Origin of the sequence: Sediminicoccus sp. BL-A-41-H5 (genome assembly GCF_050632405.1) — a bacterium.
Classification (GTDB): Bacteria; Pseudomonadota; Alphaproteobacteria; order Acetobacterales; family Acetobacteraceae; genus Roseococcus.
Map to the genome: position 1 here is coordinate 1,882,598 of NZ_CP192601.1, position 24,144 is coordinate 1,906,741.

Below are 24,144 nucleotides of genomic sequence, written 5' to 3' on the forward strand. Positions count from 1 at the left end.
GGCGGGGCTTCAGCTGCCGGGGCCTCCGGGCAACGGCGCGGGCTTCACCATCTCTGGCTCGCCGCCCGGACGGACCGCGAAGACGGCGAGGCCGCGGCTCAGGCTGCCTGCCTCGAGCAGGCGGATCGGGCCATCCGCGCCCATGAAGGCGGCGCCGACCGGCGGCGCGCCCTCCCGCGCGGAGCGGGCGGCCAGCGCCACCGCGTCATAGGCTGCCCCCGCGAGGCGCGGCGCGCGCTCGTTGAAAGCCGCGTCATATTGCGAATCGAAGCGGGCGCGGCCCACGGGATCGGGGCCGGGGAACCAGGCGCCGGCCAAGGCGGGCTCCTGCCCCAAGGTCGAATCGGTCGCCCAGAGGCTGGTGCCCAGCAGGCGGGGCGGGTTGCCCGGGAAGGCCGCCGCGATGGCATGGGCCGCGGCCCTCGCGCCGGGGCCGCCAAAGCCGATCAGCACCGCATCGGGCGGGTTGCCGGCCAATTGCTGCGCGGTCGCGGTCATATCGCCCCGGTTGGAGACGAGGATGACGGTGGGCGCGGGCGCCCCCAGGCTCTGCGCGGCGGCGCGGAGTGCCACGGCGAGGCGCTGGCCGAAGGCGTCATCGGGCGCCAGCAGTGCGAATCGGCGCGCCCCCGCCTCGGCGGCCGCGCCCACGATGCGCCGCACCTGCTGCGAAGGCGTGATGCCCAGCACCCAGACATTGGCGCCGGCCTGGGTCTCATCCGAGGTGAAGGCGAAGACCGGCACGCGCCCGCCCGCGGCGCCGACCGCCTGCGCGGTCTCGGTGAGCGTGAGCGGCCCGGCCAGCGCCACCGCGCCCTCGGCCAGCGCCGCCTGGGCGGCCTGGGCCGCACCCGAGGGCGTGCCCCGCGTGTCGCGTGGCAGGATCTCCACCCGCCGGTCGCCCTGGTCGAAAAGCGCGAGTTGCGCCGCGTTCAGCATGGCCTGGCCAAGCGGCGCATTGCCGCCCGTCAGCGGCAGCAGCAGGCCGACGGGCAGGGTGCCGCCCGCGGGCGTGGCATTGGGCGCGGTCCAGGGCTGCACGGCGGCTTGCGGCCGGCGGAAATCCCGCTGCGGGGGTTGCGGGGCGCAGCCGATGAGCACAAGACAGAGGGAGGCCAGGGCGACCCCCCATGGAAACCGACGACCCATCCGAACCCCCTCCTTCCGCCCCGGCCAAGCCCGGCCCGGGCCTCACGCTCGTGGCCACGCCGATCGGCAATCTGGCGGATTTCTCCCCCCGCGCGCAGCAGGCGTTGGCCGAGGCCCGCGCCATCCTGTGCGAGGATACCAGAGTCACCGCCCGTCTGCTCGCCCGGCACAGCATTTCCGCGCCGCTTCTCGCTTTGCACGACCACAACGAGGAAAGCGAGGCCCCCCGGCTGGTTGCGCGCCTGCTCGCGGGCGAGAACCTGGCCCTGGTGAGCGATGCCGGCACGCCCCTGGTCTCGGACCCCGGCTTCCGGCTGGTCCGGGCGGCGATCGCGGCGGGCGTGCCGGTCTCGGCCATCCCGGGTCCGAATGCGGCGGTGATGGCGCTCACCCTCTCGGGCCTGCCGCCGCACCCTTTCCTGTTCCACGGCTTCCTCCCGCCGAAATCCGCGGCCCGCGCGGCCGAGATCGCCCGCATCGCGGCGATGGAGGCGGCCGGCCTCTCGGCCACGCTGATCTTCTACGAGGCGCCGCACCGCGTGGCGGAGGCGCTGGCCGCCCTGGCCGAAGGGCTGGGCGCGGACCGCCCGGCCGCCGTGGCGCGCGAGTTGACGAAGCGCTTCGAGGAGGTGCGGCGCGGGTCGCTCGCCGACCTCGCCGCCCATTACGCGGCCCATGAGGCACGGGGCGAGGTGGTGCTCTGCGTCGGGCCCGCGCCGGCGCCGGCCGAGCCCAGCGCCGACACGCTCGATGCGGCGCTCAAGGCCGCCATGGCACGGATGACGCTGCGCGACGCGGCGGCGCATGTGGCCGCCGCCACCGGCCTGCCGCGCAAGCGCGTCTATGCCCGCGCGCTGGAGCTGGCCGAGGGCGCATGAACCCCGGCCGCCGCGTGCTCTGGATCAACATCCTCTTCGGTGCGGGGCTGGCGCTGGGCCTGCCCTGGCTGGCGGCGGGGCTGCTCGCGCATCTCTGGGGGCGCGCGCGGGGCACGGCCTGGTCCTCGCAGCATGCCTATGCGGTGCGGACCTTCTGGATGGGGGTGATGGGCGTGGCGGGCGCGCTGGCCACGGCGGGCATCGGCTTCATGGAGCCGCTGCTGGCCCTCACCTGGCTCTATATGGCCGCAAGGGTCACGCGCGGATTCCTCGCCTGGGAGCGGGAGGAATGGATCACCGATCCTGGGCGCTTCCTGTAACCCTCGCATAGCCGGCCGGCAGCTCCGCCACGACGCGCCGACCGATCGCCGGCGCGCCCGCCGGCATGGCGGCGAAGAGGTCCTTCTCGGCCTCGATCAGGGTCACGCCGCCGAGGCGCGGCAGCACGGCGCGGCCCATGCGGTCCCAGACACGGGCGCCACGCAGTGCGAAGGCCCAGGGCAGCGGCGGCACGAAGAGCGCCGAATCGCGGCGCGTCACCGCGAACATCTGGCGCCGGAGCTGCCCTTCAAGCTGGCCACGCGAGTAGGGCCGCCCCTGGCCGAGGGGCGTGTGGTCGAAGAGCGCCCAGCTGCCCAGGCGGTTGGGCACGATCACCAGCACCCGGCCATCGTCGCGCAGGACGCGCCAGCATTCGCGCAGCAACGCGTAGGCGCCTTCGCTCGCCTCCAGCGCATGCACCAGAAGGATGCGGTCCACGCAGCGGTCGGGCAGCGGCAGGTGGCGGTCCTGGACCTGCGCCGAGCCGGGCAAGGGGCCAAGGCCCTCGGGGGCGAAGGCGAGACGCCGGCCTGGCCGGCCGGGCCAGAGCGCCATGTAGGGCTCGGCCCAGCCCAGGCCGAGCAGGTCGAGCCCTGCCAGGTCGGGCCAGATCGCCGTGAGGCGGCCGCGCAGGAGCCGCGCGGCAACCCGCCCGAGCGGCGCGCGATAGAACTCCGCCAGACCGTGGACCTCACCGCTCATGCGGAGGATATAGGGCATGAAAATGCCCCAAGGGAGTACCCATGACCCTCATCGTGAAGCCCATTCCGATCCTGGAGGACAACTACGCCTGGTTCCTGCGCGACGAGGCGACGGGAATGACGGCGGTCATGGATGCGGCCGTGGTGGCGCCCATCGCGGATTTCGTCATGGCGGAAGGCGGTCGGCTCGACTGGCTGCTGATCACCCACCACCATGGCGACCACATCGCGGGCATTCCCGAACTGGCCCAGCGCTTCGGCGCCAAGGTGGCGGGCAACGCGAATGACGCGGCGCGGCTGCCGCCGCTCGATGTCGCGGTGAAGCCGGGCGACAGCTTCGCGCTCGGCGAAAGCCAGGCCGCCATCCTGGACAGCCCCGGCCACACACGCGGCCATATCGCCTGGAGCTTCGCCGCGGACCATGCGCTGTTCTGCGGGGACACGCTCTTCGCCGTCGGCTGCGGGCGGCTTCTGGAAGGGACGCCGGCCGAGATGTTCGCCTCCCTCGCCGCCTTCGCGCCGCTGCCGGATGCGACGCGCGTCTATTGCGGGCATGAATACACCCTCTCCAACATCCGCTACGCGTTGACGGTCGAGCCGGACAACTTGGCGCTGATGGCCTATTCGGTGCAAGCCAAGGCGCAGCGCGAGGCGGGGCAGCCCACCATTCCCACCACCCTCGGCCTGGAGCGCGCGGTGAACCCCTTCGTGCGCGCGAAGGATGTGGCCGAACTCGCGGCGCGGCGCGCCGGAAAGGACAGCTTCCGATGAAACTCCACTACTCCGCCGCCAGCCCCTTCGTCCGCAAGGTGGTGGCGACCGCCATGCATCACGGCATCGCGCTCGAGCGCGTGGCCACCAACCCGCATGCGAGCGGGGCCGATCTGCTGGCGGACAACCCGCTCTCCAAGGTGCCGGCGCTGGTGACGGATGCGGGGATGACGCTGCCCGACAGCCCGCTCATCTGCGAATACCTCGACAGCATCGGGGGTGCCACCAAGCTCTACCCGACGGGCGAGGCGCGCTGGCCGGCGCTGCGGCTGGCCGCACTCGCCGATGGCATCCTCACCGCCGCCGTCCTGCGCCGCGGGCAGTCCCTGCTGCCGGCGGAAGAGGCGCGCGCGGGCACCATCGCGCGGCAGAAGGCCGCGGTGTTCCGCACGCTCGACCTGCTGGAGGCGGAGGGCGTGCCGGCCGCGCTGAACATCGGGACACTCACGCTGGTCTGCGCGCTGGGCTATCTCGACTTCCGCTTCGGCGAGGAGGATTGGCGCCCAGGGCGGCCGAAGCTGCTCGCCTTCTACGACGCGCACATGGCGAACCCGATCTTCGCCCAGACGGTGCCGGCCGGATGAGGCTGACCGACCGCGATCTCGACCCGCGCGGGCTGATCACGCAGCTTGGCATGCGCCCGCATCCGGAGGGTGGGTATTTCGCCGAGATCTTCCGCCACAGCCCGGCCGATGGCAGCCGGGGCCACAGCACGGCGATCTACTACCTGCTGACGCCGGGGGATCGCAGCCATTGGCACCGCGTGGATGCCGATGAGGGCTGGCACTGGTACGGCGGGGGCGCGCTGGAGCTTCGGCTTTCCGACGGAAAGGGCGTGAAGACCATTCTCCTCGGCCCCGATCTCGCGGCCGGGCAGCGGCCCTTCGCCATGGTCCCGCGCGGGATGTGGCAGGCGGCCGCGCCGCGCGACGGCTGGGTGCTCTGCGGCTGTACGGTTGCCCCTGCCTTCACCTTCGACGGGTTCGAACTGGCACCGCCGGATTGGGAACCCCCTTCCGATGACCGCAGCGCCGAAGAGCGCGAAGGTCTGAATCGGAAGGGCGGCGAAGCATGAGCACGTCGCTCGCCTGGGATGAACGCTACACGGGCGGCGAGTTCCAGTTCGGCACCGCGCCGAATGACTACCTCCGCGCCCAGGCCTGGCGCTTCCGGCCGGGCATGGCGACGCTGGCCGTGGGCGATGGCGAGGGGCGCAACGGCGTCTGGCTCGCCAAGCTCGGGCTTGCCGTCACCAGCCTCGACTGGTCCGCCGTGGCCGTCGCCAAGGCGCGGGATTTCGCCGCGAAACGCGGCGTCGAGCTCGATGCGCGGCAGGCCGATGTCGCCCGCTGGGATTGGCCGGAGGCGAAGTTCGACCTGATCGCCTGGATCTACCTGCATCTCCCGCCCGAGGATCGCGCGCTTGCCGCCGCGGGCTGCTTGCGCGCGCTCAAGCCGGGCGGCCTGCTCGTGCTGGAATGCTTCTCGCCGGCGCAGGAGGGGCGCCGCTCGGGCGGGCCGAAGATCCCGGCCCTGCTTTGGAACCGCGCCATCGTCGAGCGCGAATTCTCGGGGCTGGAGGTGATGGAACTCACCGAGGGCGCGGTGCGGCTGGATGAAGGCCCGCGCCACCAGGGCCTGGCCGAGGTCGTGCGCTGCGTGCTGCGAAAGCCGTGATTTGACGGGGCGGGGATTCGTGCGAGCCTCCCGGGAAAATTCCCGGAGGAACGCATGAACATCCCGCGCCGCGCCCTGCTCGCCACCCCGGTCCTGGCGGCCCCCGCCATCGCCCAGGCCTTCCCGACGCGGCCCATTCGCCTCGTCGTCGGATTTCCGCCGGGCGGCGGCTCGGACCTCGTCGCGCGCCCCATCGCACAGCGCATAAGCGAGAGCCTGGGCCAGCCGGTGCTGGTGGAAAATCGCGGCGGCGCGAACGGCAATCTCGGCCTCGATGCCGTGGCGAAAAGCGCGCCCGACGGATACACCTTCGGCCATGTGAACAATGCGGTGATCGCGGTGAACCCGCTGCTCTACCGCAACCTGCCCTTCGATTCCGCGCGGGACCTGACACCCATCGCGCTCGCCACCGTGGGCGGCCTCTTCTTCATGGTCCCGGCCGAGCTGAATGTGCGGACGCTGCCGGAATTCATCGCCCTCGCCCGCTCGCGCCCCGGCCAGCTCAATTTCGGCTCGGCCGGCCAGGGCTCGATCACGCAGCTGGCCTTCGAGCTCTTCGCCGCGCAATCCGGCACGCAGATCGAGGTGGTGCATTACCGCGGCAGCGCGCCCGCGCTGCAGGACATGCTGGGCGGGCGCGTGCAGTTCATGATCGACGGCATCAATCTGGCCAAGCCGCAGGTGGATTCGGGCCGCGTGCGCGCGATCGCCTTCCTGGGCGGCACCGAGCGCCACCCGCTGATGCCCGATGTGCCCACCGCCTCCGAGCAGGGCATGCCCAACCTTGTCGTGCGCGGCTGGCAGGGCTTCGTGGGTCGTGCGGGCACGCCGGAGCCCATCCTGATCGCGCTGCAGAACGCGATCCGGGACGCGGTGAACGACCCGGGCGTGCAGGGCATCTTCAGCGCGCAGGGCATCATCCCGCGCTACCAGGACCGCGCGACCATGGGCCGCCTGATCCGCGAGGAGACGGCGACATGGCAGCCCATCATCCAGCGGCTGGGACTCAGGCTGGATTAGGCCTCTCGCGCTTCCGCCAGCAGGAGGCGCCTGAGCCAGGCATGGCCCGGGTCGCCCTCGAAGCGGCGGTGGAAGATCATGGAAAGCCGCGTGTGCCGCACATTGATCGGTGGCTCGCGCGTGATGAGGTGGCCGCCCGTCGCCATCTGCGCCGCGAGGCGGGCCGAGAGCGTCATGATCATCTCCGTCCGCTCCAGGATCTCCGGTACGGCCGAGAGATGCGCGACGACGGCGCCCAGCCGGCGCGAGAGCCCCTGCGCCGCCAGGATGACATCCACCGCGCCATCGCGTGAGCCATTGGGCGAATGCAGCAGGTGGGGCACGGAGGTGAATCGCTCCAGCGTGAGCTCACCTTCCGCCAGCGGATGGTCGGCGCGCATCAGCGTGAGGAATGCCTCGGGCAGCAGGCGCAGCCGCGTGTAGAGCGCGCCGGGCTCGGGCAGGACGGCGATCGCGAGCTGCGCCTCGCCACGCTCCAGCAGCGCCTCGGCATTGGTGCGGTCGGCGTGGCGGATCGCCAGCAGGCAACCGGGCGCCTCGCGCGCCATGCGCTCCAGCACGCGCGGCGCCAGCGCGGCCTCGGCATATTCCGAGAAGGCGACGGTGAAGACGCGGCGCGCCGTGGCCGGCTCGAAGGGCGCCTGCACGGCCAGCGCATCGGCCAGCCGGTCCAGCGCCTCGGCCACCGGCACGGCGAGCGCGGTGGCGAGCGCAGTGGGCTCCACGCCACCCGGCCGGCGCAGGAAGAGTTCATCGCCCAGCGCCGCGCGAAGCCGCGCCAACGCGTTGGAGACCGCCGGCTGCGAGAGGTTCAGCCGGTGCGCGGCGCGCGTCACGTGCCGCTCCCGCGCCACCGCGTCGAAGACGCGCAGGAGGTTGAGGTCGAGCTGGGAGAGTTCGGTCATCGGGCGCCCCCGTCATTCACCGGCGTGATGATCTCCGTTCCAAGCCGCGATTGGAAGGCCACGCTTCGAAGGCGCAGCTTGCGGCCATCGGAACCCGGCTTTCCCAAGGAGATTTCAGCGATGCCTTCCACCCAGGTCACCACCCCCTATGCCGCCCTGCTGCTGCGGCTCTCCCTCGGCGCGATCATGCTGGCGCACGGCGCCTGGCTGAAGCTCGGCGTCTTCGGCCTGGCCGGCACCATGGGCTTCTTCGGCTCGATCGGCTTCCCGCCCATCCTCGGCGCCGTGGTCGCCTTCGGCGAGACGGCGGCGGGCATCGCGCTCATCACCGGCGTGCTGGTGCGCCCGGCGGCGCTGTTGAGCCTGCCCATCCTGATCGGCGCCACGGCGATGCATGCCGGCAATGGCTGGCTCTTCTCGGCGCCGCAAGGCGGCTGGGAATTCCCGGCCTTCTTGACGGCGGCGATGCTGGTCCAGGCGGGCCTCGGCGCCGGCGCCCATGCGCTGGACGTCTCCCGCCTGCTCGGCCGGGCGCAGGCCGCCCGGACGGCCTGACCCAGGCGGACCAACCGGCCCGACCGGTCACAAGGGCGGCCTCCAGGCGACTGGAGGCCGCCTTTTTCGCATGAGGGGCCAGGTCCGATCGAAAGCGAGATACAATTTTAGGTTGTAACGATCGCAATATTCATGATTGCATTCGTTCCAACCATACAACTCGACATTGCATCGAGAGGGAATCATCCCGAACGCGCTTGGAGGGCGGCAAGATGAAAACACTCATGATCTTCGGTGGCGGCACCCAAGGGGCCCTGCTCCTCACGGCGGAGCGGGTCCTGCCCATCCCCCCCCTCAAGCCGGAGTTGCTCTCCTCGATCAAGGCGGCCGGCCGCCTCGTCCATGCCCTGGCCGCCGCGCCGGAGCGCGCCCTGCAATCCAAGCTTTCCAAGATGGCGATCGGCGCCGCCAACCTGGCGGTCGAGATCGCCGAGGGGCAGTACGGGGCGCTCAATCCCGACCGCGCCATCATCTACCAGAGCGATGATGGCGGGTTCACCTGCGGCAGCACCGGCAAGCCGCCCATCCCCTTCCCCTGGCCGCCGCGCCCCATCAAGGAGCCGCAGGACCTTGTCCGCCAGGGCGTGATCGAGGCCGATGTGCTGGAGCTGATCCGCACCGCCAAGGCCGGGGGGCGGGACCTCACCCAGCTCTTCGAGAAGCCGGCCGCCGTCGCGAAGGAACTCGGCATCAAGCTCAGCGCCAAGAATGCCGAGGCGCTGCAACTGCTCGCCCCCTCCAACCTGGCCCGCATCAAGGACCCGGTGGACCAGGAGGTGATGAAGATGTTCCACGCCGTCCTCAAGGATGGCCGCTTCACCACCGACTGGTTCGACCGGCCGCAGGCGGTGGCGGACATGCTGAAGGTGAAGATCAGCGAGGCGGCGATCGAGAAGATCATCGCCGTCGGCGGCCGCGGGTCGCTCGCCGACCGGCTTTCGGATGGCGGCACGGCCATCGCGGCGGGCGTGATCTGGGCCGGCGTCTGCATCGCCGTCGGCACGCTCTTCGTCGGCCAGATGAACCCGATCGACAATCTCATCCGCGACCGTTCGGGCCTCGAGAAGTTCTAGCCGCGCCATGGATGCGCTGTTGCCCCAGCCCTGGCAGGACCGCCCTGAGCCGGAGATCCTGCTGGTCAGCATGCCTTGGACCAATGTGATCGAGCCGGGGCTCGGCCTCGCCCTGCTCAAGGCGATCCTGGCGCGGCAGGGCGTCGAGGCGCGGGTGATGCACCTGAACCTCTTCGCCCTCGAATTCCTGAAGGCCAGCACCTATGACGGCATCAGCGTCGTCTATGCGCTGAACGACTTCCTGTTCAGCCACACGCTCGACCCCGTGGTGACGGACACGCAGCGCCGGCACCTGCGCGTGAAGGCCGAGGACCTGGCCTTCGCCGGCGCGCTCGACCCCGAGCGCGTGGGCTCGGTGGACCAGGTGATCGAGCGCCTGCTGCATCTGCGGGCCCAGGCGATTCCGCGCTGGCTGGAACGCTGGGCGGAGGAGATCGCGGCCTCGCCCGCGCGGCTCATCGGCTTCACCTGCATGTTCGACCAGACCATCGCCTCGCTGGCGCTGTCGAAGCTGGTGAAGCAGCGCGCGCCGGAGAAGCTGGTGGCGCTGGGCGGCTATGCCGTGCGCGACCCGACGGGGAGCATGGTGATGCAGAGCCACCCATGGGTGGATGCGATCTGCACCGGCGAGGGCGAGACCACGATCCTCGACCTCGCCGAGGCCGCGCGCGGCGCGCGACCGCTCGCCGCGGTGCGCGGCATCCTGCATCGCGGCGCCGATGGCGCGATCCTGGCCACGCCGGCCGCGCCCAAGGCCGATCTCGATGCCAATCCGATCCCGGACTACAGCGATTTCTTCGCCGACACGGCACGGCTCTCGGCCGAATGCCAGGTGGACCTGACACCCGCCTCCATCCCGGTCGAGAATTCGCGCGGCTGCTGGTGGGGGGCGAAGCACCATTGCGTCTTCTGCGGCATCGACAAGCCGGACCTCGCCTATCGCCATCGCGCGGCGGAGACGGTGCTGGAGGGGTTGCGCACGCTGCGCGCGCGGCACGGAACCTCAAGCTTCCGCTTCTCGGACTACATCCTGCCGCACGGCTTCTACAAGACGCTGCTGCCGATGCTGGCGGCCGAGCAGCCGAAGTTCATCCTGAGCTGCGAGATGAAGTCCAACGTGACGGAGGAGCATTTCCGCCTGCTGGCCGATGCGGGGTTCCATGAGGTGCAGCCCGGCATCGAGAGCTTCAGCAGCGAGGTGCTGCGCCGGATCGACAAGGGCGTGACCGCCATCCAGAACGTCTTCACGCTGAAGCTCGGCCGTAAATATGGCATCCGCATCCTCTACAACATCCTCTACGGCTTCCCGGACGACACGCTGCCCGAATACCGGCGGATGGAGGCGCTGCTGCCCAAGCTTGCGCATTTCGACCCGCCCGTTTCCTGCGTGCCGGTGCAGGTCACGCGCTATGCGCCACTGCAGGCCACACCCGAGCGCTTCGGCATCCCGCCCGCCGCGCATGGGCCGACCTATGAGCTGATCTTCTCGCGCGACTACGCCGAGCGCACCGGCTTTCGCTACGGGGATTTCTGCTACTATTTCGAGCGCGGCTGGGAGAATTCCCTGCACCTGCAACAGAGCTACGGCCGCATCCATGACACGGTGAAGGCCTGGGGCATCCCGCAGAACGACCTCTTCGCGCATCTGCACGTGCTGCGGCCGCTGGAGGGTGGCGGCGTGGTGGTGCTGGACAGCCGCGGCGGGCGCCGGCGCGAACACGCGCTCGACGCACTCTCCCGGGCGGTGCTGGAGGCGACGGACCGTCCGGTGACGGAGGCGGCGCTGATCGAGGCGCTGGGTGCGGCGCATCCCGCCACGGCCATCGCCGGGACATTGGCGGCGCTGGAAGCGGAGGATCTGGTGATCCGCGAGGATGACCGTCTTCTCTCGCTGGTGCTGCCCTACGCCCCGGCGAGCGAGGGCAGCTACCGCACGGGCGTCACCCTGCCCGAGGCGGTCCCGGCCTGAGGCCGTCTCAGCCGCCCAGCAGGGCGGTGACGCGTGCGAAGGGCGGCCAGGCGGCGGCGATCGCATCGCCATAGAAGGCAAGGCCCGCCAGGGCGATCAGCAGCGTGGCGATGCTCGCCGCCCAGGCCAGGCGCAGCGGAACGCCCGACCGGAGCCCCGGGGCGCGGCCGCTCAGGACGGGCGGATGAAGCGGCGGCGGGGCAAGCGGCGGGGCGGGGCGCGCCGGCGCGGGCGGGCTCGGGGGTATCTCTGGCGTGGGCTGCGCCGGCTCGGGCTGCGCCTCCGGGGCCTCGGCGGCTGCGGCTTCGGCCGGCGCCGGTTCCGGCGCGTGGATCTCGGTGGGAGGCGCTTCCTGGTGCGCCGCGTCCTCGATGGGCGGCATCTCGGGCACCCAGGTCTCGCCGCAGGCGGCGCAGCGCAGCGGCTTGCCCTGGGCGACCAGCGCCTCGGGAACGCGATAGGTCGCGGCGCAATTCGGGCAGGCAATATCCATCTCAGTGTCGCATGTGCCAAGGCAGGCCGCATCCTGCAACCGCCGGTTTGCTTTATCCTGAACGCCGCTGCGAAACTCGGGCCATGGTGCGATTCTCCCAGGTCGGGCTGCGCTATCCGGAGGGCGACGGCTACTGGACGCTGTCGGATGTCAGCTTCGCGCTGGCGCCGGGCAGCTATACGTGGCTGCTCGGCCCCTCGGGCGCGGGAAAGTCGAGCCTGCTGGGCCTGATCAGCCTCTCGCTCCGCGCGACCGAGGGCGAGGTGGAGGTGCTGGGCTCGCGCATTCGCCGCCTGCCACGCCGCGCCTTCCCGGCGCTGCGCCGGCGCATCGGCGTGGTCTTCCAGGATTACCGGCTGCTCCCGCATCTCTCGGTCTATGAGAACGCCGCACTGCCGCTGCGCATCCAGGGGCTGACCGAGGCGCGGCTGGCCGCCGATGTGCGCGAAATCCTGCGCTGGGTCGGCCTGCTGGACCGCGCCGAGGCACCGCCCGCGACCCTCTCGGGCGGCGAACAGCAGCGCCTGGCGCTGGCCCGCGCGGTGGTGGCGCGCCCCGCCTTGCTCGTGGCCGATGAGCCGACCGGCAATCTGGACGCCGCCCAGGCGCGGCGCGTCATCAGCCTGCTGCGGGAGATGCACCGCATGGGCACGACGGTGATCGTCGCCACCCATAGCGAGGAACTGCCCGAGGAATACCCCGCTCCCACGCTCCGGCTCGAGGCCGGGCGGCTGGTGAGCCATGGCTGAGGGCCGGCGCCTCAAGGGGCGCGATCCGCTCGGGCTGCGCCGGGCGCTGGCCGACCGGCTGCTGCCCGCGCTGGTCGCGGCCATGGCGCTGCTGGCCGCACTCGCCATCGCCGGCGCCGATGGCGCGGGACGGCTGGCCGAGCGCTGGCAGCAGGGCGAGGCCGGGCAGCTCCTGCTGCAATTGCCGCGCGAGACGGCGCCCGAGCCGGTGATCGCGCGGCTGGAGGCGCTGCCTTCCGTCACCTCCGTCACGCCCGTGCCGGATGAACGGCTGCGGCAATTGCTCGCCCCCTGGCTCGGCGAGGTGCCGAGCCTGCCGCTGCCGCGCATGCTCGCCATCACCCTGCCGGCCGGGGCCGATCACCAGCCGCTGCTGGAGGCGGTGCAGGGGATTGCCGGCGCGCAGCTCGAATTGCGGAGCGAGGCGGTGCGGCTGGCCATGCGGCTGGCCGATGGGTTGCGGGCTCTGTCGCTCGCCATGCTGGGGCTGATCGGGCTGGTCGGCGCGGCGCTGGTGGCGGTTGCGACGCGGGCGGGAATCGCGGCGCGGCGGGAGACCATCGTCATCCTGCACGAATTGGGCGCACGCGACGCCGACATCGCGGGGCGCTTCGCGCGGCGGCTGGGCTGGCTCTGCTTCCTGGGCGCGCTGGGGGGCCTTGGCATCGCGCTGCCGGCGCTCTGGTTCCTGGCAATGCAGGCGCTGCCCGTGGTGCTGGCGCGCGACGCCCTGCCCTCCGACCTGCCCTGGCCGCTGCTCGCGCTGGTGCCGCCGGCGGCCGCCGTGATCGGCTGGCTGACGGCGCTCATCACGCTGCGGGCCTGGCTGCGCCGCTTGCCCTGACCGCCCGCTTGGTGCCAAGCGGGGGCATGCGCCTTCTCGTTCTCGACGCCGCCCTCTCCCGTTGCCTGGCCGCCCTGGTGGAGGCGGAGCACGTGCTGATGGAGCGCGTCCATGACGGCGCGCATGGCCAGGCCGCCGCGCTGCCGCCGCTGGTGGAGGCCGTGCTGCAGGGCGAGGTGGAGGCCGTCGCCGTCGGCGTCGGACCGGGCAGCTTCACCGGGCTGCGCACGGCCATTGCGCTGGCGCAGGGCATCGGGCTCGCCCGCGGCATCCCCGTGGTGCCGGTGACGACGGGCGAGGCCCTGACCGCGATGAGCGACCACCCCGCCTGGGCGGTGACGGAGAACCGGCGCGGCGATCTCTTCCTGGAGCGACCGGACGCGCCGCCTTGCGTGGTGGCGGAAGCCGCCCTGCCCCGGCCCGAGGCGATGACCTGGATCATGGGGGATGGCGCGCCACGCGCGGTCGCGCGCATGCTGGCGCGCGGCTGGCCGGCCGGGCTTGGCGATGCGCGGCGGATCGAGGCGGCGGCGCTGGCGCGCGTGGCGTTGCAGCGCCTTGGGGGCGAGCGGCCGGCACTGGCGCTGGAGCCGCTCTACGTCGAGCCGCCGGCCACGACGTGAAGCTCCGCACCGCCAGCGCCACGGATGCGCCTGCGCTCGCCGCGCTGCACGCGGCCGCCTTCCCGCCCGGCGCGGCCTGGAATGCGGAGACGATCGCGACCCTGCTTGGCATGGAAGGCGTGGTCGGCCTGACAGCACCGGGCGGCTTCATCCTCGCGCGGCGCGTGCTGGACGAGGCGGAGATCCTAACGCTCGCCGTGCATCCCGATCATCGCCGCCAGGGCCTGGGCGAGGCGTTGGTGGAAACGGCCGCGGTGGTGACGGCGGCGGCGGGGGCGCGGGTGATGTTCCTGGAGGTGGCCGAGGACAATCAGCCGGCCATGGCGCTTTATGCCAAGGCCGGCTTCGAGCAGGCCGGGCGCCGGCGCGACTACTACGCGCCGGGCGCCCATGCTTGGCTGTTGCGGCGCTCCCTGGAGGGGTAGCGCGGGCCTCAGCGATGCGCAGGCTGGCCGCGCTCGCCGCACGCATAGTTGTGCGAATGGACGAGGCCGTCGTCGAATTCCTCGGGTCGCGTCGTCAGCGGGCGATGCGCCATGCGGCCGCGCTCGCTGCAGGCGTAGTTGTGGGAATGGACCAGGCCGTCATCATGGTTGTCGTTCATCGTGGTGTCTCCTTGGGCAGATGGTTGAACCTTGGCAGTCACAAGCAGTGCGTTCCGGGAATCCGGGCCGAACAGGCCCGGCGGAACGCTTCAGCGTTCCGAAGCCAAGCGCGCGGACGCGCGCGCCCGGCGCCTGAGGGCACTAAACAAATTGCGCAGCCTCGGTGCTGTCCTTGAGCGCCGTCGTGCTGGCCTTCCCGCCGCTCGCGGCATTCGCGATGGCGTCGAAGTAGCCCACACCCACCTCGCGCTGGTGACGCACCGCGGTGAAGCCGTTCACCTCCTCGGCGAATTCGGCCTGCTGCAATTCGCTGTACGCGCCCATGCCGCGCTCGGCGTAGCCGCGGGCCAGCCTGAACATGGAGAGGTTCAGGCTGTGGAAGCCGGCCAGCGTCACGAACTGGAACTTGTAGCCCATGGCGCCCAGCTCGCGCTGGAACCGGGCCGCCGCCTCGATGCCCATCTTCCGCTGCCAGTTGAAGCTGGGCGAGCAGTTGTAGGCCAGCATCTTGCCGGGGAATTGGTCGTGGATCGCCTCCGCGAACTCCCGCGCATCGTCGAGGTCGGGGTCCGAGGTCTCCCACCAGAGCAGGTCGGCATAGGGCGCGTAGGCCAGGCTGCGCGCGATGGCGTAGGCTTTGCCCATGCCGGCCTTGATGCGGAAGAAGCCCTCGGGCGTGCGCTCGCCGCTCAGGAAGGGGCGGTCGCGCTCATCCACGTCGCTGGTGAGCAGTTGCGCGGATTCCGCATCGGTGCGGCAAAGCAGGACGGTGCTCACACCCTCGACATCGGCGGCGAGGCGCGCCGCGTTCAGCGTGCGGATATGCTGGCTGATCGGCACCAGCACCTTGCCGCCGAGATGGCCGCATTTCTTCTCGCTGGCGAGCTGGTCCTCGAAATGCACGCCGGCCGCGCCCGCCTCGATCATCGCGCGCATCAGCTCATAGGCGTTCAGCGCGCCGCCGAAACCGGCTTCCGCATCGGCGATGATCGGCGCCATGTAATGCGTGCGGTCATCGCCGGTCCCGTCATGCCGCTCCATGGTGGCGATCTGGTCGGCGCGCTTCAGCGCGTTGTTGATGCGGCGTATGACGTTGGGCACGCTGTCCACCGGATAGAGCGACTGGTCCGGATACATGGTGTTGGCCGAATTGGCGTCGGCCGCGACCTGCCAGCCCGAGAGATAGATCGCCTTCAGCCCCGCCTTCACCTGCTGCAGCGCCTGCATGCCGGTCATGGCACCCAGCGTCGTCACCTGCGGTTCGGTGCGGAGCAGGTGCCAGAGGCGGCGGGCGCCCATCTCGGCGAGCGTGTGCTGGGTGCGGAAGCTGCCGGCGAGGCGGGCGACGTCGCCCGGCGCATAGTCCCGCCGGATGCCGTCGAAGCGGCCGGGGTCGCCGCCCGAGCCGGGAGGCATGCCGTCGGGCGCGGTCAGCTTGGTGGTTTCGGGGCGCATCGGAAAATCTCCTCAGGTCTTGGCGACCTGTGAAAGATTGACATTGCACCGCGCGAAGTCACGCGCGAAACTGGCTGGAACACGGCAAGACTGTCCATCCGGCGACATTTCAGAGCCCGATTTAGTCAATCGTGTAAAAGGAGAGCGCCATGGCCCGCCCGCTGATCGGCCGCACCGTTCGTCGCATCCGTACCGAGCGCGGCATGACGCAGCAGGCGCTCGCCGTGCGCCTCGGCATCTCGGCCAGCTATCTGAACCTGATCGAGCATGATCAGCGCTCGGTCACCGCCGCCGTGCTGTTCAAGCTGACCGAGGCGCTAGGCGTGGATCTCGCGGCCCTCTCCGGTCACACGGAACGGCAGCTCGAAGCGGGGCTGCGCGAGGTGCTCGGCGATCCGGTGCTGGGCCTGGATTCCGTGCCGGAGGGCGAGTTGCAGGCGATGGCGGCGGCAGCCCCCAATGCCTCGCGCGGCGTGCTGGCCCTCTATCGCGCCTGGCGCGTGGCGCGCGAGGACAGCTCTGGCATTGCGCTGCCCTCCGGCCGGCGCATGCTGCTGCCGACGGAGGAGGCGCGCGACTTCTTCCACGAGCGCGGCAACCACTTCCCCGAACTCGAACGTTTCGGCGAGAAGCTGGGCGCGGAATTGCGCGCCGCACCCGCCGAGATGAACCACGCCATCGCCGAGCGGCTGCGCAACGCGCATGGCGTGCGCGTGACGGTGGCGCCCATGCCCGAGAGCGACCGCCGGTTCGACCCGCGCACGCGGGACCTCTGGCTCGCGGAATCGCTGCCACGCGAATCCCGCGGCTTCCGCATGGCCTTCCAGCTCATGCTGCTGGAAGCGCGCGAGGTTGTGGACGCGACGCTGGGCGAGGAACCGCCCTCCAGCACGGAGGCGACGCAGCTCATCCGCATCGGGCTGCTGAACTATGCGGCGGCCGTGCTGCTCATGCCCTATCTGCCTTTCCTGCATGCGGCGCGCGAGCTCAGGCACGATGTGGAGAAGCTCGCCGCGCGCTTCGGCGTCTCCTACGAGCAGGCGGCGCAGCGGCTTTCCACACTGCAGCGCGAGGGGCATCGGGGCGTGCCCTTCTTCTTCCTGCGCGTGGACACCGCGGGCAACGTCACGAAGCGCTTCGCGGCGGCGGGCTTTCCCTTCGCGCGCTTTGGCGGCAGCTGCCCGAAATGGGTGGTGCACCACGCCTTCGGCACGCCCGAGCAGGTGCGCGTGCAGGCGGCGGAATTGCCGGATGGCGCGGCCTTCCTCTGCATCTCCAAGGCCGTGCATGGCCCGACGCCACGCTGGGGCGAACCCTCGCCCACGCATGTCGTGGCCATCGGCTGCGACATCTCCCGCGCGTCGGAGCTGGTCTATGCCGATGGGCTGGACCTGACGACGGCGCGCGTGGGCATCGGCCTCTCCTGCCGGCTTTGCGACCGGGCGGATTGCCGCAGCCGCGCCTTCCCGCCGTTGGAACACCGGCTGAGGCTGGATGCGAATGATGACGGCGGCTCGCCCTGGCGCTTCGAGGCGAAGGCCAAGCCAGCGCCGCGCGGCTGAGCGCGGATCGCGGACGAGCGCTGCATCCACCGGCCCGGCTCGCGCGTATAGCGGCAGGGCGGAATGGAAAGGCGGCGTAATGCAAGGAGCGGCAGCCAAGGGGCGCAACCCGGTGCAGCTGAGGCGGTTTCATGGAATATTCCTCACCTCCCGGCGCGGCTCGTATCCCTGGCGGAACGAGGGAGAAGGCGGCAAGGTGACGTTGCCCCCTTCGCAAGGTTCAGGAGACCCCGCATCGTGATCGAGCTCTTTGGCCGCGTGAACAGCGTGAATGTCTGGAAGCCCCTCTGGGTCCTGGAGGAACTGGGTCAGCCCTATGAGCGTCGGGATGCGGGCATGGAGCATGGCGTGGTGGACACGCCGGAATACCGCGCGCTCAACCCCAATGGCCGCATCCCCTCGCTGCGGCACAATGGCGTCGAGCTGTGGGAGAGCAACAGCATCTGCCGCTATCTCTGCATGATGGTGGGCGGCGATGCGCGCGGCCTCTATCCGGAAGAGGCGGGCCCGCGCGCCAGCGTGGACCGCTGGCTGGACTGGCAGCTCTCCACCCTCTCACCGGCCGAACGCGACCTCTTCTGGAACATGGTCCGCACGCCCGAGGCGAAGCGGGACATGAAGGCCGTCGAGGCCGCGGTGCAGAACAGCGCGCGCTGCTGGGCGATGCTGGAAGGCCGCCTGGGCGACGGGCGGGACTACATCGAGGGCGCGGCCTTCACGTTGGCCGACATCGTGCTCGGCTGTTACGCGCGCCGCTGGTTCGGGCCCGAGGTGCGGGTGAAGGGCATGCCCGACTTCCCGCGCCTCGCCGCCTGGTATGCCCGCCTCGGCGAGCGCGAGGGCTTCCGCAAATGGGTCGCGCCGAAGCTGTTCTGAGCGGGCGCTCTACTCAGGCCGGAAGCGCGTGATCTTCGTGCCGTTGAGCGCAAGAGCCGCCATCAGCCCGCGCTGTCCGAAGGTGATGGAATAGACCGGCTCACGCAGGGTCGTGATGCTGACATTGGCCTGCAAGCCTTGGTCGAGCGCCACCACGCTGGGGCCGGTGCCGATCTCCCAGCCATCGGCGTTCATCAGCGCCCGGAGCGCCGCCTCGTTCATGAAGAACATGGCGATGCCCGCGGTCTGCGCGCCGGCCAGCAGGCCGAAGCTGGCGCCGGCAATGCGGTAATGGCCCTCGGTCGTGCGGCCGCGGATCAGCGCGCCCTCGCCATACTGGCCACCCACGATGAAGCCGCCGCTGATGATGCGCGGAAAGACCAGGATGGCATGCGCGGCCTGGAAGAGCGGGCGGACGTGATCCATGCCCCGCAGCGTCTCAAGCGCGATCGCCACCTCGGCGTCGATCTCGCGCCGGCTGGCGGCCTCGGCGGCGTGGGGCAGCAGAGGAAGGGCGGCCAGGGCTGGGAGATGGGCGATCAGGCGGCGACGGTTCACGTTGGGACTCCTTGCTGCGACCGTATGGAACGCGGCGACCCGCCGGAGGGTTGCCGCGCCCATTCCGGAAGCTGGCGCGGCCGCAGCCGCGCCGCAAGTCTCAGCCCTTCACATCCATCGCCTGGCGCAGCCCGTCGGAGACGAGGTTGAAGCAGATGGAGGTCACGAAGATGCACACGCCGGGCAGCACCGCGACCCAGGGCTGCACATAGATCGCCGTGCGGAGCGTGTTGAGCATCAGGCCCCACTCGGCTTCCGGCGGCCGGGTGCCGAGGCCGAGGAAGGAGAGGCCCGAGGCCAGGATCATGCAGACCGAGATGAGCGAGGTCGAATAGACGAAGATCGGCCCCAGCACATTGCCCAGCACATGCACGCGCACGATCGTCACGGCCGAGGCGCCGGAAGCGCGCGCCGCATCCACGAAATCGAGATTGCGCACGCCGGTGGTCACACTCTCCGCCACGCGGATGATGGGCGGCACGAAAACGAGCGTAAGCGAGAGGATGGCGTTCATGATGCCCGCCCCCAACGCGCCGGAGATGGCAACGGCCAGCAGCACGGAGGGGAAGGCGTAGAACACGTCCGTCACGCGCATGATGAGCATGTTCGTGCGCCCGCCGACGAAGCCCGCGATGACGCCGAGGAAGGTGCCGATCAGGAAGGCCAGCGCCACGGGCACGATGCCCATGAACCAGGAGAGGCGCCCGCCATAGATCAGGCGCGTCAGCATGTCGCGGCCCAGCTCATCGGTGCCGAGCGGATGGTTCTCGGTGCCGATGGGACGCAGGCGGCGGATCATGCTGCCCTGGAAGGGGTCATGCGGCGCGATGTAGGGCGCGAAGACGATGATCATCAGCATGACGAAGAGCACGCTGGCGCAGAAGATCGTCACGGGGTCGCGCTTCAGGCGCTTCCAGACGCCCGCCCAATAGCCTTCGGATCGGAGGACGGCGGTCTTCGCCTGGATGGCGAGCTCGGCGGTGGCGGCGGAGGTGCTCATGCTCAGGCTCGCTTAATCCGGGGGTCAAGGGCGGTCTGGATCAGGTCCACGCAAAGGTTCAGCGCCACGAAGAACATCGCCAGCACGAGGATGGTGCCCTGCAGCACGGGCAGGTCCCGCTGGAAGATGGCGCTGTTCAGCAGAAGGCCGGTGCCGGGCCAGGAGAACACTGTCTCCACCAGGATCGAGCCGCCCATCAGGTAGCCAAGCTGCAGGCCGATGACGGCCAGCGCGTTCGGCGCCGCATTCTTCACGACATGGACGAAGACGTTCCAGGAGGTGAGGCCCTTGCCGCGGAGCGCCACGACGAATTCCTGGTTCATGATCTCGGCCACGATGCCGCGCACGGTGCGCGTCACGATGCCCATCGGGATCACGGAGAGGGTCACGGCGGGCAGGATCAGGTGCTGCATGTGCTCCCAGTCCCAGGCCCAGTCGGCGCTACCGCCGGGGCCGGCGCCCATGGCCGGCAGCCAGTTGAGCTGCACCGAGAAGATGACGACGAGCACCATGCCGAGCCAGTAATGCGGCACCGAGACGCCGGCGACGGCGGTGGTCACGGCCATGCGATCCAGCAGCGATCCACGGAAGGTGCCGGCGAGGCCACCGAGGATGCAGCCCAGCACGAAGCCGATGAGCGAGGCGGCGAAAGCGAGCGTCAGCGTGTTGCCGATGGCCGATTGCAGGTCGCTCCAGACCGGACGGCCGGTGGCGAGCGATCGGCCGAGATCGCCCTGCACCACCTTCATCAGCCAGAGGCCGAACTGCACGGGCAGCGGCTTGTCCAGGCCGTAGTCGCGCCGCACCTGCTCGACCACCTCCTGCGGCGCGTCGGGCGGCACGATCGCGTTGATCGGATCGCCCGGCGCGATCTGCACGAGCATGAAGCACACGAAGCCCACCGCGAGCGCGATGGGGATCGCGTAGATGAGCCGTTTGATCAGGTAGAAAAACATCAGGCCCACCCTCCGGTCAGCAAGTCATGCGAAATCTCTTCCGCCCCCCGGAACCCTGGCGAGGCTTGGCCTCGCCAGGAGGAGCCCGGCGTGGAAGGCGGGCGCCCGAATGGGGCCCCCGCGGAAGCGCGAAGCGATTTCGTGGGGATCATTGGATATGCGGCAGGCGCAGATCCACGAACCAGCTCTGCGGCTGGACATGGCCGCGCACCCGCGGGCTCATGGCGCGCGGGCCCACATCATGCGCGATCCAGATGAAGAGCGCCTCATCCACGCCGGCCGCATGCAGGCGGGCCAGCGCCGCGTCGCGCTCAGCCGGGTCGAAGGAGGTGCGGGCGGCCGCGACCATCTGGTCGAAGCGCGGATCGTTGAACATGCCCCAGTTGTTGGAGACGGGCGGCGCCATCTTGCTGTCGTAGAAGCGCACCAGCGAGAAGAACGGGTCCATCGCCGAGAAGCTGACATTCGTGGCATGCGCGCCGCGCGCCGAGGCATGGCCGCAGCCATTGCGCCAGTTGGTGAACAGCGCGTTCCACTCGATCACGTCGAACTCGACATTGACGCCGACCGTGCGCAGGTCCTGCTGCAGGAACTCGTTCATCGAGAGCGGCTGCATCTGGCCCGAGCCGCTCGCGCTGATCTGCACGCGCAGGTTCAGCGGGCGTTGCGGGCCGTAGCCGGCCTCGGCCAGCAGGCGGCGCGCCTCGGCCTTGTCCGTGCGGATCTGGAAGCTCGGATTGCCCGCCCAGGGGTGGCCGGCCGGATAGGTGCCGAGTGCGGGCTGCATCATGCCGCCGAGCAGCGTGCGAAGGCCTTCGCGGTCAATGGCGAGGTTCAGCGCGCGCCGGACCCGCACATCGGACAGCGGGGAGGAGGGGAGGAAGCAGGGCTGCCAGGGCCAGACATGCGGCTGCGGGTTGGACGCGATCTGCATCTGGCGCGAGCGCAGTTGCGGCACGGCATCGGGGGACGGCGCCTCGATCCAGTCCACCTGGCCCGAGAGCAGGGCCGCGGTGCGGGCGGAGGCTTCGGGGATGGGCAGCAGGACCACGCGGTCCAGCTTCGCCTTGGTGCCCCAGTAATTGTCGTTGCGCGCCATCTCGGCCCGCTCACGCGGCACGAGGCGGGTCAGGCGGAAGGGGCCGGTGCCGGAGGGGTTGGCGGCGAAGGCGTTCCAGGTGGCCTCGGCGGTCGGGTGCTGCGTGCGCAGCGCCTGCCAATGCGTCGGGCTCGCCATGAAGAGGTTGGTGAGATTGATCGGCAGCAGGCTGTCCGGCTCGCTCGTGAAGAGCGCGACCGTCATGTCGTCGATCTTCTCGGCGCGGCGAAGCGTGGGCATGCGCGTCGCCGTCACGCCGACCTGGCGCGGGTCGAAATGCGGCGCCTCACGATCCAGCACCTTGCGGACGTTCCAGACCACCGCATCGGCGTTGAAGGGGCTGCCATCATGGAAGGTGACGCCGGGGCGCAGGCGGAAGATCCAGCGCGTGCGGTCGTTCGGGTCGCTCGTCCATTCGGTGGCGAGCGCCGGGATCACGGTGGAGGGGCGATCGGCCCGGCTCAGGTCCCATGCGGTCAGGCCGTCATAGAGCGGAATGCCGGTGAAGCGATTGCCCTCGAAGCCCTGGTCGGGCTGGCCATGGGTCAGCGGGATGTCGGCCGCGGTCATGCCGATGCGCAGCGTGCCCTGCGCGGCGGCGGGGCCTGTGGCGGCAAGGCTGAGCGGCAGCAAGGCCGCCATGATGACGTGACGCAAACGCATGTCGTTGATCCCTGTCTGGGGTTTCCTCACCGGCCTACTTAGCGCCGAAGCAGCCCGGTGGGGCAAGCGTCCTGAGCCGGGTCATCGCACCCGCCCCCCTTGCCTTTGCCCAAGGCCCGGGCACAACTGCCCGCCGATGAAGCTTCTCCTCCTCAACGGCAACACTGATCCCGCCATCACCGAGCGCATGGCGCAAGGGGCGCGGCTCATGTGTGAGCATGAGATCGTGCCGATGACCGCGCGCTTCGGCGCGCGCTACATCGCCTCGCGCGCCGCCTCGGCCGTCGCGGCCCATGCGGTGCTCGATTCGCTGGCGAGCGAGATCGGGCGCGACAATCCCAAAGGCTATGACGCCGCCATCATCGGCTGTTTCGGCGATCCGGGGCTGGAGGCGGCGCGGGAGTGCTTTCCGATCCCCATCCTCGGCATGGCGGATGCGGCGATCTTCGCGGCCCTTCGGATCGCGCCACGCGTGGGCGTGCTGACCGGCGGCGCCGCCTGGGTGCCGATGCTGGAGGAATTCTTCCTGCTGCGCGGCCTGGGGCCGGACAAGGTGCGCGTCGCCGCCATTCCACCCACTGGCGACATGATCGCCCGCGAGCCGGCCAAGGCGGCCGGGCTGCTGGCGGAAACCGCGCGCGGCGAGGTGGCGCGCGGCGCGGGCGTCATCCTGCTGGGCGGCGCGGGGCTGGTCGGACTTGATGCGCTGGTGGCGCCGCAGGTGACGGTGCCGGTGCTGGACGGGCTGCGCTGCGCGATCGAGGCGGCCGAGACGGCAACGGCGGCGCGGCAGTTGAGCAGCATCGCGCCCAGCGTGGGCCTGTCGGAGGCGCTGGCGGCGACGCTCGCGGGTTAGGCTCTCACGAAGCGGCGGTTGCGCGCGGCGCCATCCATTGGCGCCTCGCTGAAGCCGGCCGCGGCCAGCAATTCGGGAATGCCATTGCCGCCGGCCGCCGCATTGGCGCCGTCGATTTCCACGAGCACCTCGCGCACATGCTGGCTGAGCGTCGCCATCGCGCCGCGCAGGATCAGGGGCTCGATTCCGTCCACGTCGAGCTTGATGGCGTCCGGCGGCGGGGGCGCGAATCGGGCCATGAACTCATCCACCGAGAACCCCGGCACGGCCTGACGGAAGCCGCCCTCCCGCGCCTCGATGCTGTGCATGGAGTGGCCGGCCGCCGTGTTCGCCATGTTCAGCGTGACGAGCGACATGTGCTCGGCGAAGGCCAGGCAATAGGCGCTGATGCGGTCATCGAAGCGGTTGATCTCGATGTTCCGGACCATGGCGGCGAAGCTGGAGGCGGAGGGTTCGAAGGCCAGCACCCGCAGGCCACGCTTGGCGGCAAAGAGGCTGTAGAGGCCGATATTGGCGCCGATGTCCCAGAGCACGCAGCCCGCCGGGAGGCCCATGATCCAGGCCACCGTCTCCGGCTCGTCCTGGCCGAAGCCCTGCGGATCATGCAGCGCGCGGGCGGAGGGGCATTCCACCCGCAGCGGGCCGGCCGCGGTCGGCACCGTCAGGCGCTGGAGCAGCATCTCGGCAACCAGGGCGCGCGTCGCCTCGGCGCGGCGCGGGCGCATGGGGCGGGTGGCGGTCTCGACCAGGCCCGAGAGGAAGCGTGCGATGCGGCGGCTCATGCGT

The 24,144-nt window shown here is 70.7% G+C and carries 28 protein-coding genes; 17 read left to right on the forward strand and 11 right to left on the reverse strand.

All coding sequences use genetic code 11. The annotated features are described in order from the left end of the window. Positions 1-9: 9 nt before the first annotated feature. A complete protein-coding gene (locus tag ACQ860_RS09470; protein WP_431303129.1) occupies positions 10-1,149 on the reverse strand; it encodes a penicillin-binding protein activator in 1,140 nt (379 codons plus the stop codon). Here ACQ860_RS09470 and rsmI point away from each other — a divergent pair. Both rsmI and ACQ860_RS09480 read left to right on the forward strand, forming a co-directional pair. Further along, on the forward strand, positions 1,131-2,027 hold the full coding sequence (gene rsmI, locus ACQ860_RS09475; RefSeq protein ID WP_431303130.1) for a 16S rRNA (cytidine(1402)-2'-O)-methyltransferase: 897 nt from the start codon (positions 1,131-1,133) through the stop codon (positions 2,025-2,027). The two genes, ACQ860_RS09470 and rsmI, sit on opposite strands and share 19 nt — an antisense overlap. Then, complete coding sequence (locus ACQ860_RS09480; protein ID WP_431303131.1) at positions 2,024-2,347, forward strand: hypothetical protein; 324 nt, start codon at positions 2,024-2,026, stop codon at positions 2,345-2,347. The genes rsmI and ACQ860_RS09480 overlap by 4 nt, the downstream gene beginning before the upstream one ends. Here the strand turns inward: ACQ860_RS09480 and ACQ860_RS09485 are convergent. Then, entirely contained in the window at positions 2,322-3,050 is a 729-nt protein-coding gene (locus ACQ860_RS09485; RefSeq protein WP_431303132.1) for a methyltransferase domain-containing protein, read from the reverse strand. The genes ACQ860_RS09480 and ACQ860_RS09485 overlap by 26 nt on opposite strands. 41 nt (positions 3,051-3,091) lie before the next feature. Here ACQ860_RS09485 and gloB point away from each other — a divergent pair, with 41 nt between their 5' ends. From gloB to ACQ860_RS09510, 5 genes are read left to right on the forward strand one after another with little or no spacing between them, the layout of a single operon-like run. Then, on the forward strand, positions 3,092-3,820 hold the full coding sequence (gene gloB, locus ACQ860_RS09490) for a hydroxyacylglutathione hydrolase (RefSeq protein WP_431303133.1): 729 nt from the start codon (positions 3,092-3,094) through the stop codon (positions 3,818-3,820). Beyond that, positions 3,817-4,404, forward strand: coding sequence for a glutathione S-transferase N-terminal domain-containing protein (locus tag ACQ860_RS09495; protein WP_431303134.1), 588 nt, complete (start codon positions 3,817-3,819; stop codon positions 4,402-4,404). The genes gloB and ACQ860_RS09495 overlap by 4 nt, the downstream gene beginning before the upstream one ends. Then, positions 4,401-4,895, forward strand: coding sequence for a cupin domain-containing protein (locus ACQ860_RS09500; protein ID WP_431303135.1), 495 nt, complete (start codon positions 4,401-4,403; stop codon positions 4,893-4,895). Before ACQ860_RS09495 ends, ACQ860_RS09500 begins: the two co-directional genes overlap by 4 nt. Continuing rightward, on the forward strand, positions 4,892-5,497 hold the full coding sequence (locus ACQ860_RS09505) for a class I SAM-dependent methyltransferase (protein WP_431303136.1): 606 nt from the start codon (positions 4,892-4,894) through the stop codon (positions 5,495-5,497). Before ACQ860_RS09500 ends, ACQ860_RS09505 begins: the two co-directional genes overlap by 4 nt. A gap of 54 nt (positions 5,498-5,551) precedes the next feature. Next, on the forward strand, positions 5,552-6,517 hold the full coding sequence (locus ACQ860_RS09510) for a Bug family tripartite tricarboxylate transporter substrate binding protein (protein ID WP_431303137.1): 966 nt from the start codon (positions 5,552-5,554) through the stop codon (positions 6,515-6,517). On the opposite strand, the gene ACQ860_RS09515 is transcribed toward ACQ860_RS09510, so the two are convergent. Next, positions 6,514-7,422 carry a LysR family transcriptional regulator gene (locus tag ACQ860_RS09515; protein ID WP_431303138.1) on the reverse strand — a complete coding sequence of 303 codons (909 nt, stop codon included), beginning with the start codon at positions 7,420-7,422 and terminating at the stop codon, positions 6,514-6,516. The two genes, ACQ860_RS09510 and ACQ860_RS09515, sit on opposite strands and share 4 nt — an antisense overlap. A gap of 120 nt (positions 7,423-7,542) precedes the next feature. Between ACQ860_RS09515 and ACQ860_RS09520 the strand changes: the two genes are divergently transcribed. The 3 genes from ACQ860_RS09520 (at position 7,543) to ACQ860_RS09530 (ending at position 11,019) form a co-directional block, all read left to right on the forward strand. After that, the gene (locus tag ACQ860_RS09520; RefSeq protein WP_431303139.1) at positions 7,543-7,977 is read left to right on the forward strand and encodes a DoxX family protein; all 435 of its coding nucleotides are present in this window, start codon (positions 7,543-7,545) and stop codon (positions 7,975-7,977) included. A gap of 212 nt (positions 7,978-8,189) precedes the next feature. Continuing rightward, complete coding sequence (locus tag ACQ860_RS09525; RefSeq protein WP_431303140.1) at positions 8,190-9,050, forward strand: hypothetical protein; 861 nt, start codon at positions 8,190-8,192, stop codon at positions 9,048-9,050. Positions 9,051-9,057: 7 nt separating this feature from the next. Then, positions 9,058-11,019, forward strand: coding sequence for a RiPP maturation radical SAM C-methyltransferase (locus tag ACQ860_RS09530; protein WP_431303141.1), 1,962 nt, complete (start codon positions 9,058-9,060; stop codon positions 11,017-11,019). Between the two features lie 7 nt (positions 11,020-11,026). Here the strand turns inward: ACQ860_RS09530 and ACQ860_RS09535 are convergent, their stop codons facing one another. Continuing rightward, positions 11,027-11,512: a zinc-ribbon domain-containing protein gene (locus tag ACQ860_RS09535; RefSeq protein WP_431303142.1), complete on the reverse strand. Its 486-nt coding sequence runs from the start codon at positions 11,510-11,512 to the stop codon at positions 11,027-11,029. Between the two features lie 83 nt (positions 11,513-11,595). Between ACQ860_RS09535 and ACQ860_RS09540 the strand changes: the two genes are divergently transcribed. The 4 genes from ACQ860_RS09540 to ACQ860_RS09555 are packed head-to-tail and all read left to right on the forward strand — an operon-like array spanning position 11,596 to position 14,153. Continuing rightward, positions 11,596-12,261, forward strand: a complete 666-nt coding sequence (locus ACQ860_RS09540) for a cell division ATP-binding protein FtsE (protein WP_431303143.1) — start codon at positions 11,596-11,598, stop codon at positions 12,259-12,261. Then, entirely contained in the window at positions 12,254-13,105 is an 852-nt protein-coding gene (locus tag ACQ860_RS09545) for a cell division protein FtsX (RefSeq protein ID WP_431303144.1), read from the forward strand. The genes ACQ860_RS09540 and ACQ860_RS09545 overlap by 8 nt, the downstream gene beginning before the upstream one ends. A 26-nt stretch (positions 13,106-13,131) precedes the next feature. Continuing rightward, complete coding sequence (tsaB, locus tag ACQ860_RS09550; RefSeq protein ID WP_431303145.1) at positions 13,132-13,728, forward strand: tRNA (adenosine(37)-N6)-threonylcarbamoyltransferase complex dimerization subunit type 1 TsaB; 597 nt, start codon at positions 13,132-13,134, stop codon at positions 13,726-13,728. Then, the gene (locus tag ACQ860_RS09555) at positions 13,725-14,153 is read left to right on the forward strand and encodes a GNAT family N-acetyltransferase (protein ID WP_431303146.1); all 429 of its coding nucleotides are present in this window, start codon (positions 13,725-13,727) and stop codon (positions 14,151-14,153) included. The genes tsaB and ACQ860_RS09555 overlap by 4 nt, the downstream gene beginning before the upstream one ends. Positions 14,154-14,161: 8 nt before the next feature. On the opposite strand, the gene ACQ860_RS09560 is transcribed toward ACQ860_RS09555, so the two are convergent. Next, a complete protein-coding gene (locus ACQ860_RS09560; protein ID WP_318650267.1) occupies positions 14,162-14,332 on the reverse strand; it encodes a hypothetical protein in 171 nt (56 codons plus the stop codon). Positions 14,333-14,474: 142 nt separating this feature from the next. After that, entirely contained in the window at positions 14,475-15,788 is a 1,314-nt protein-coding gene (gene aceA / locus ACQ860_RS09565) for an isocitrate lyase (RefSeq protein ID WP_431303147.1), read from the reverse strand. Positions 15,789-15,937: 149 nt separating this feature from the next. Here aceA and ACQ860_RS09570 point away from each other — a divergent pair, with 149 nt between their 5' ends. Then, positions 15,938-17,350 carry a helix-turn-helix domain-containing protein gene (locus tag ACQ860_RS09570; RefSeq protein ID WP_431303148.1) on the forward strand — a complete coding sequence of 471 codons (1,413 nt, stop codon included), beginning with the start codon at positions 15,938-15,940 and terminating at the stop codon, positions 17,348-17,350. Positions 17,351-17,587: 237 nt separating this feature from the next. After that, positions 17,588-18,226: a glutathione S-transferase family protein gene (locus ACQ860_RS09575; protein ID WP_431303149.1), complete on the forward strand. Its 639-nt coding sequence runs from the start codon at positions 17,588-17,590 to the stop codon at positions 18,224-18,226. 9 nt (positions 18,227-18,235) lie between these two features. Here the strand turns inward: ACQ860_RS09575 and ACQ860_RS09580 are convergent, their stop codons facing one another. From ACQ860_RS09580 to ACQ860_RS09595, 4 genes are all read right to left on the reverse strand, one after another. After that, positions 18,236-18,784, reverse strand: coding sequence for a YSC84-related protein (locus ACQ860_RS09580; protein ID WP_431303150.1), 549 nt, complete (start codon positions 18,782-18,784; stop codon positions 18,236-18,238). A gap of 100 nt (positions 18,785-18,884) precedes the next feature. After that, positions 18,885-19,784, reverse strand: coding sequence for an ABC transporter permease (locus tag ACQ860_RS09585; protein WP_431303151.1), 900 nt, complete (start codon positions 19,782-19,784; stop codon positions 18,885-18,887). Positions 19,785-19,786: 2 nt separating this feature from the next. Next, positions 19,787-20,740 carry an ABC transporter permease gene (locus tag ACQ860_RS09590; protein ID WP_431303152.1) on the reverse strand — a complete coding sequence of 318 codons (954 nt, stop codon included), beginning with the start codon at positions 20,738-20,740 and terminating at the stop codon, positions 19,787-19,789. A 148-nt stretch (positions 20,741-20,888) separates the two neighbouring features. Beyond that, positions 20,889-22,502 carry an ABC transporter substrate-binding protein gene (locus tag ACQ860_RS09595; protein WP_431303153.1) on the reverse strand — a complete coding sequence of 538 codons (1,614 nt, stop codon included), beginning with the start codon at positions 22,500-22,502 and terminating at the stop codon, positions 20,889-20,891. A gap of 136 nt (positions 22,503-22,638) precedes the next feature. Here ACQ860_RS09595 and ACQ860_RS09600 point away from each other — a divergent pair, with 136 nt between their 5' ends. Next, complete coding sequence (locus ACQ860_RS09600) at positions 22,639-23,358, forward strand: aspartate/glutamate racemase family protein (RefSeq protein WP_431303154.1); 720 nt, start codon at positions 22,639-22,641, stop codon at positions 23,356-23,358. Here the strand turns inward: ACQ860_RS09600 and ACQ860_RS09605 are convergent. Then, the gene (locus ACQ860_RS09605; protein WP_431303155.1) at positions 23,355-24,140 is read right to left on the reverse strand and encodes an FkbM family methyltransferase; all 786 of its coding nucleotides are present in this window, start codon (positions 24,138-24,140) and stop codon (positions 23,355-23,357) included. The genes ACQ860_RS09600 and ACQ860_RS09605 overlap by 4 nt on opposite strands. Positions 24,141-24,144 lie beyond the last annotated feature (4 nt).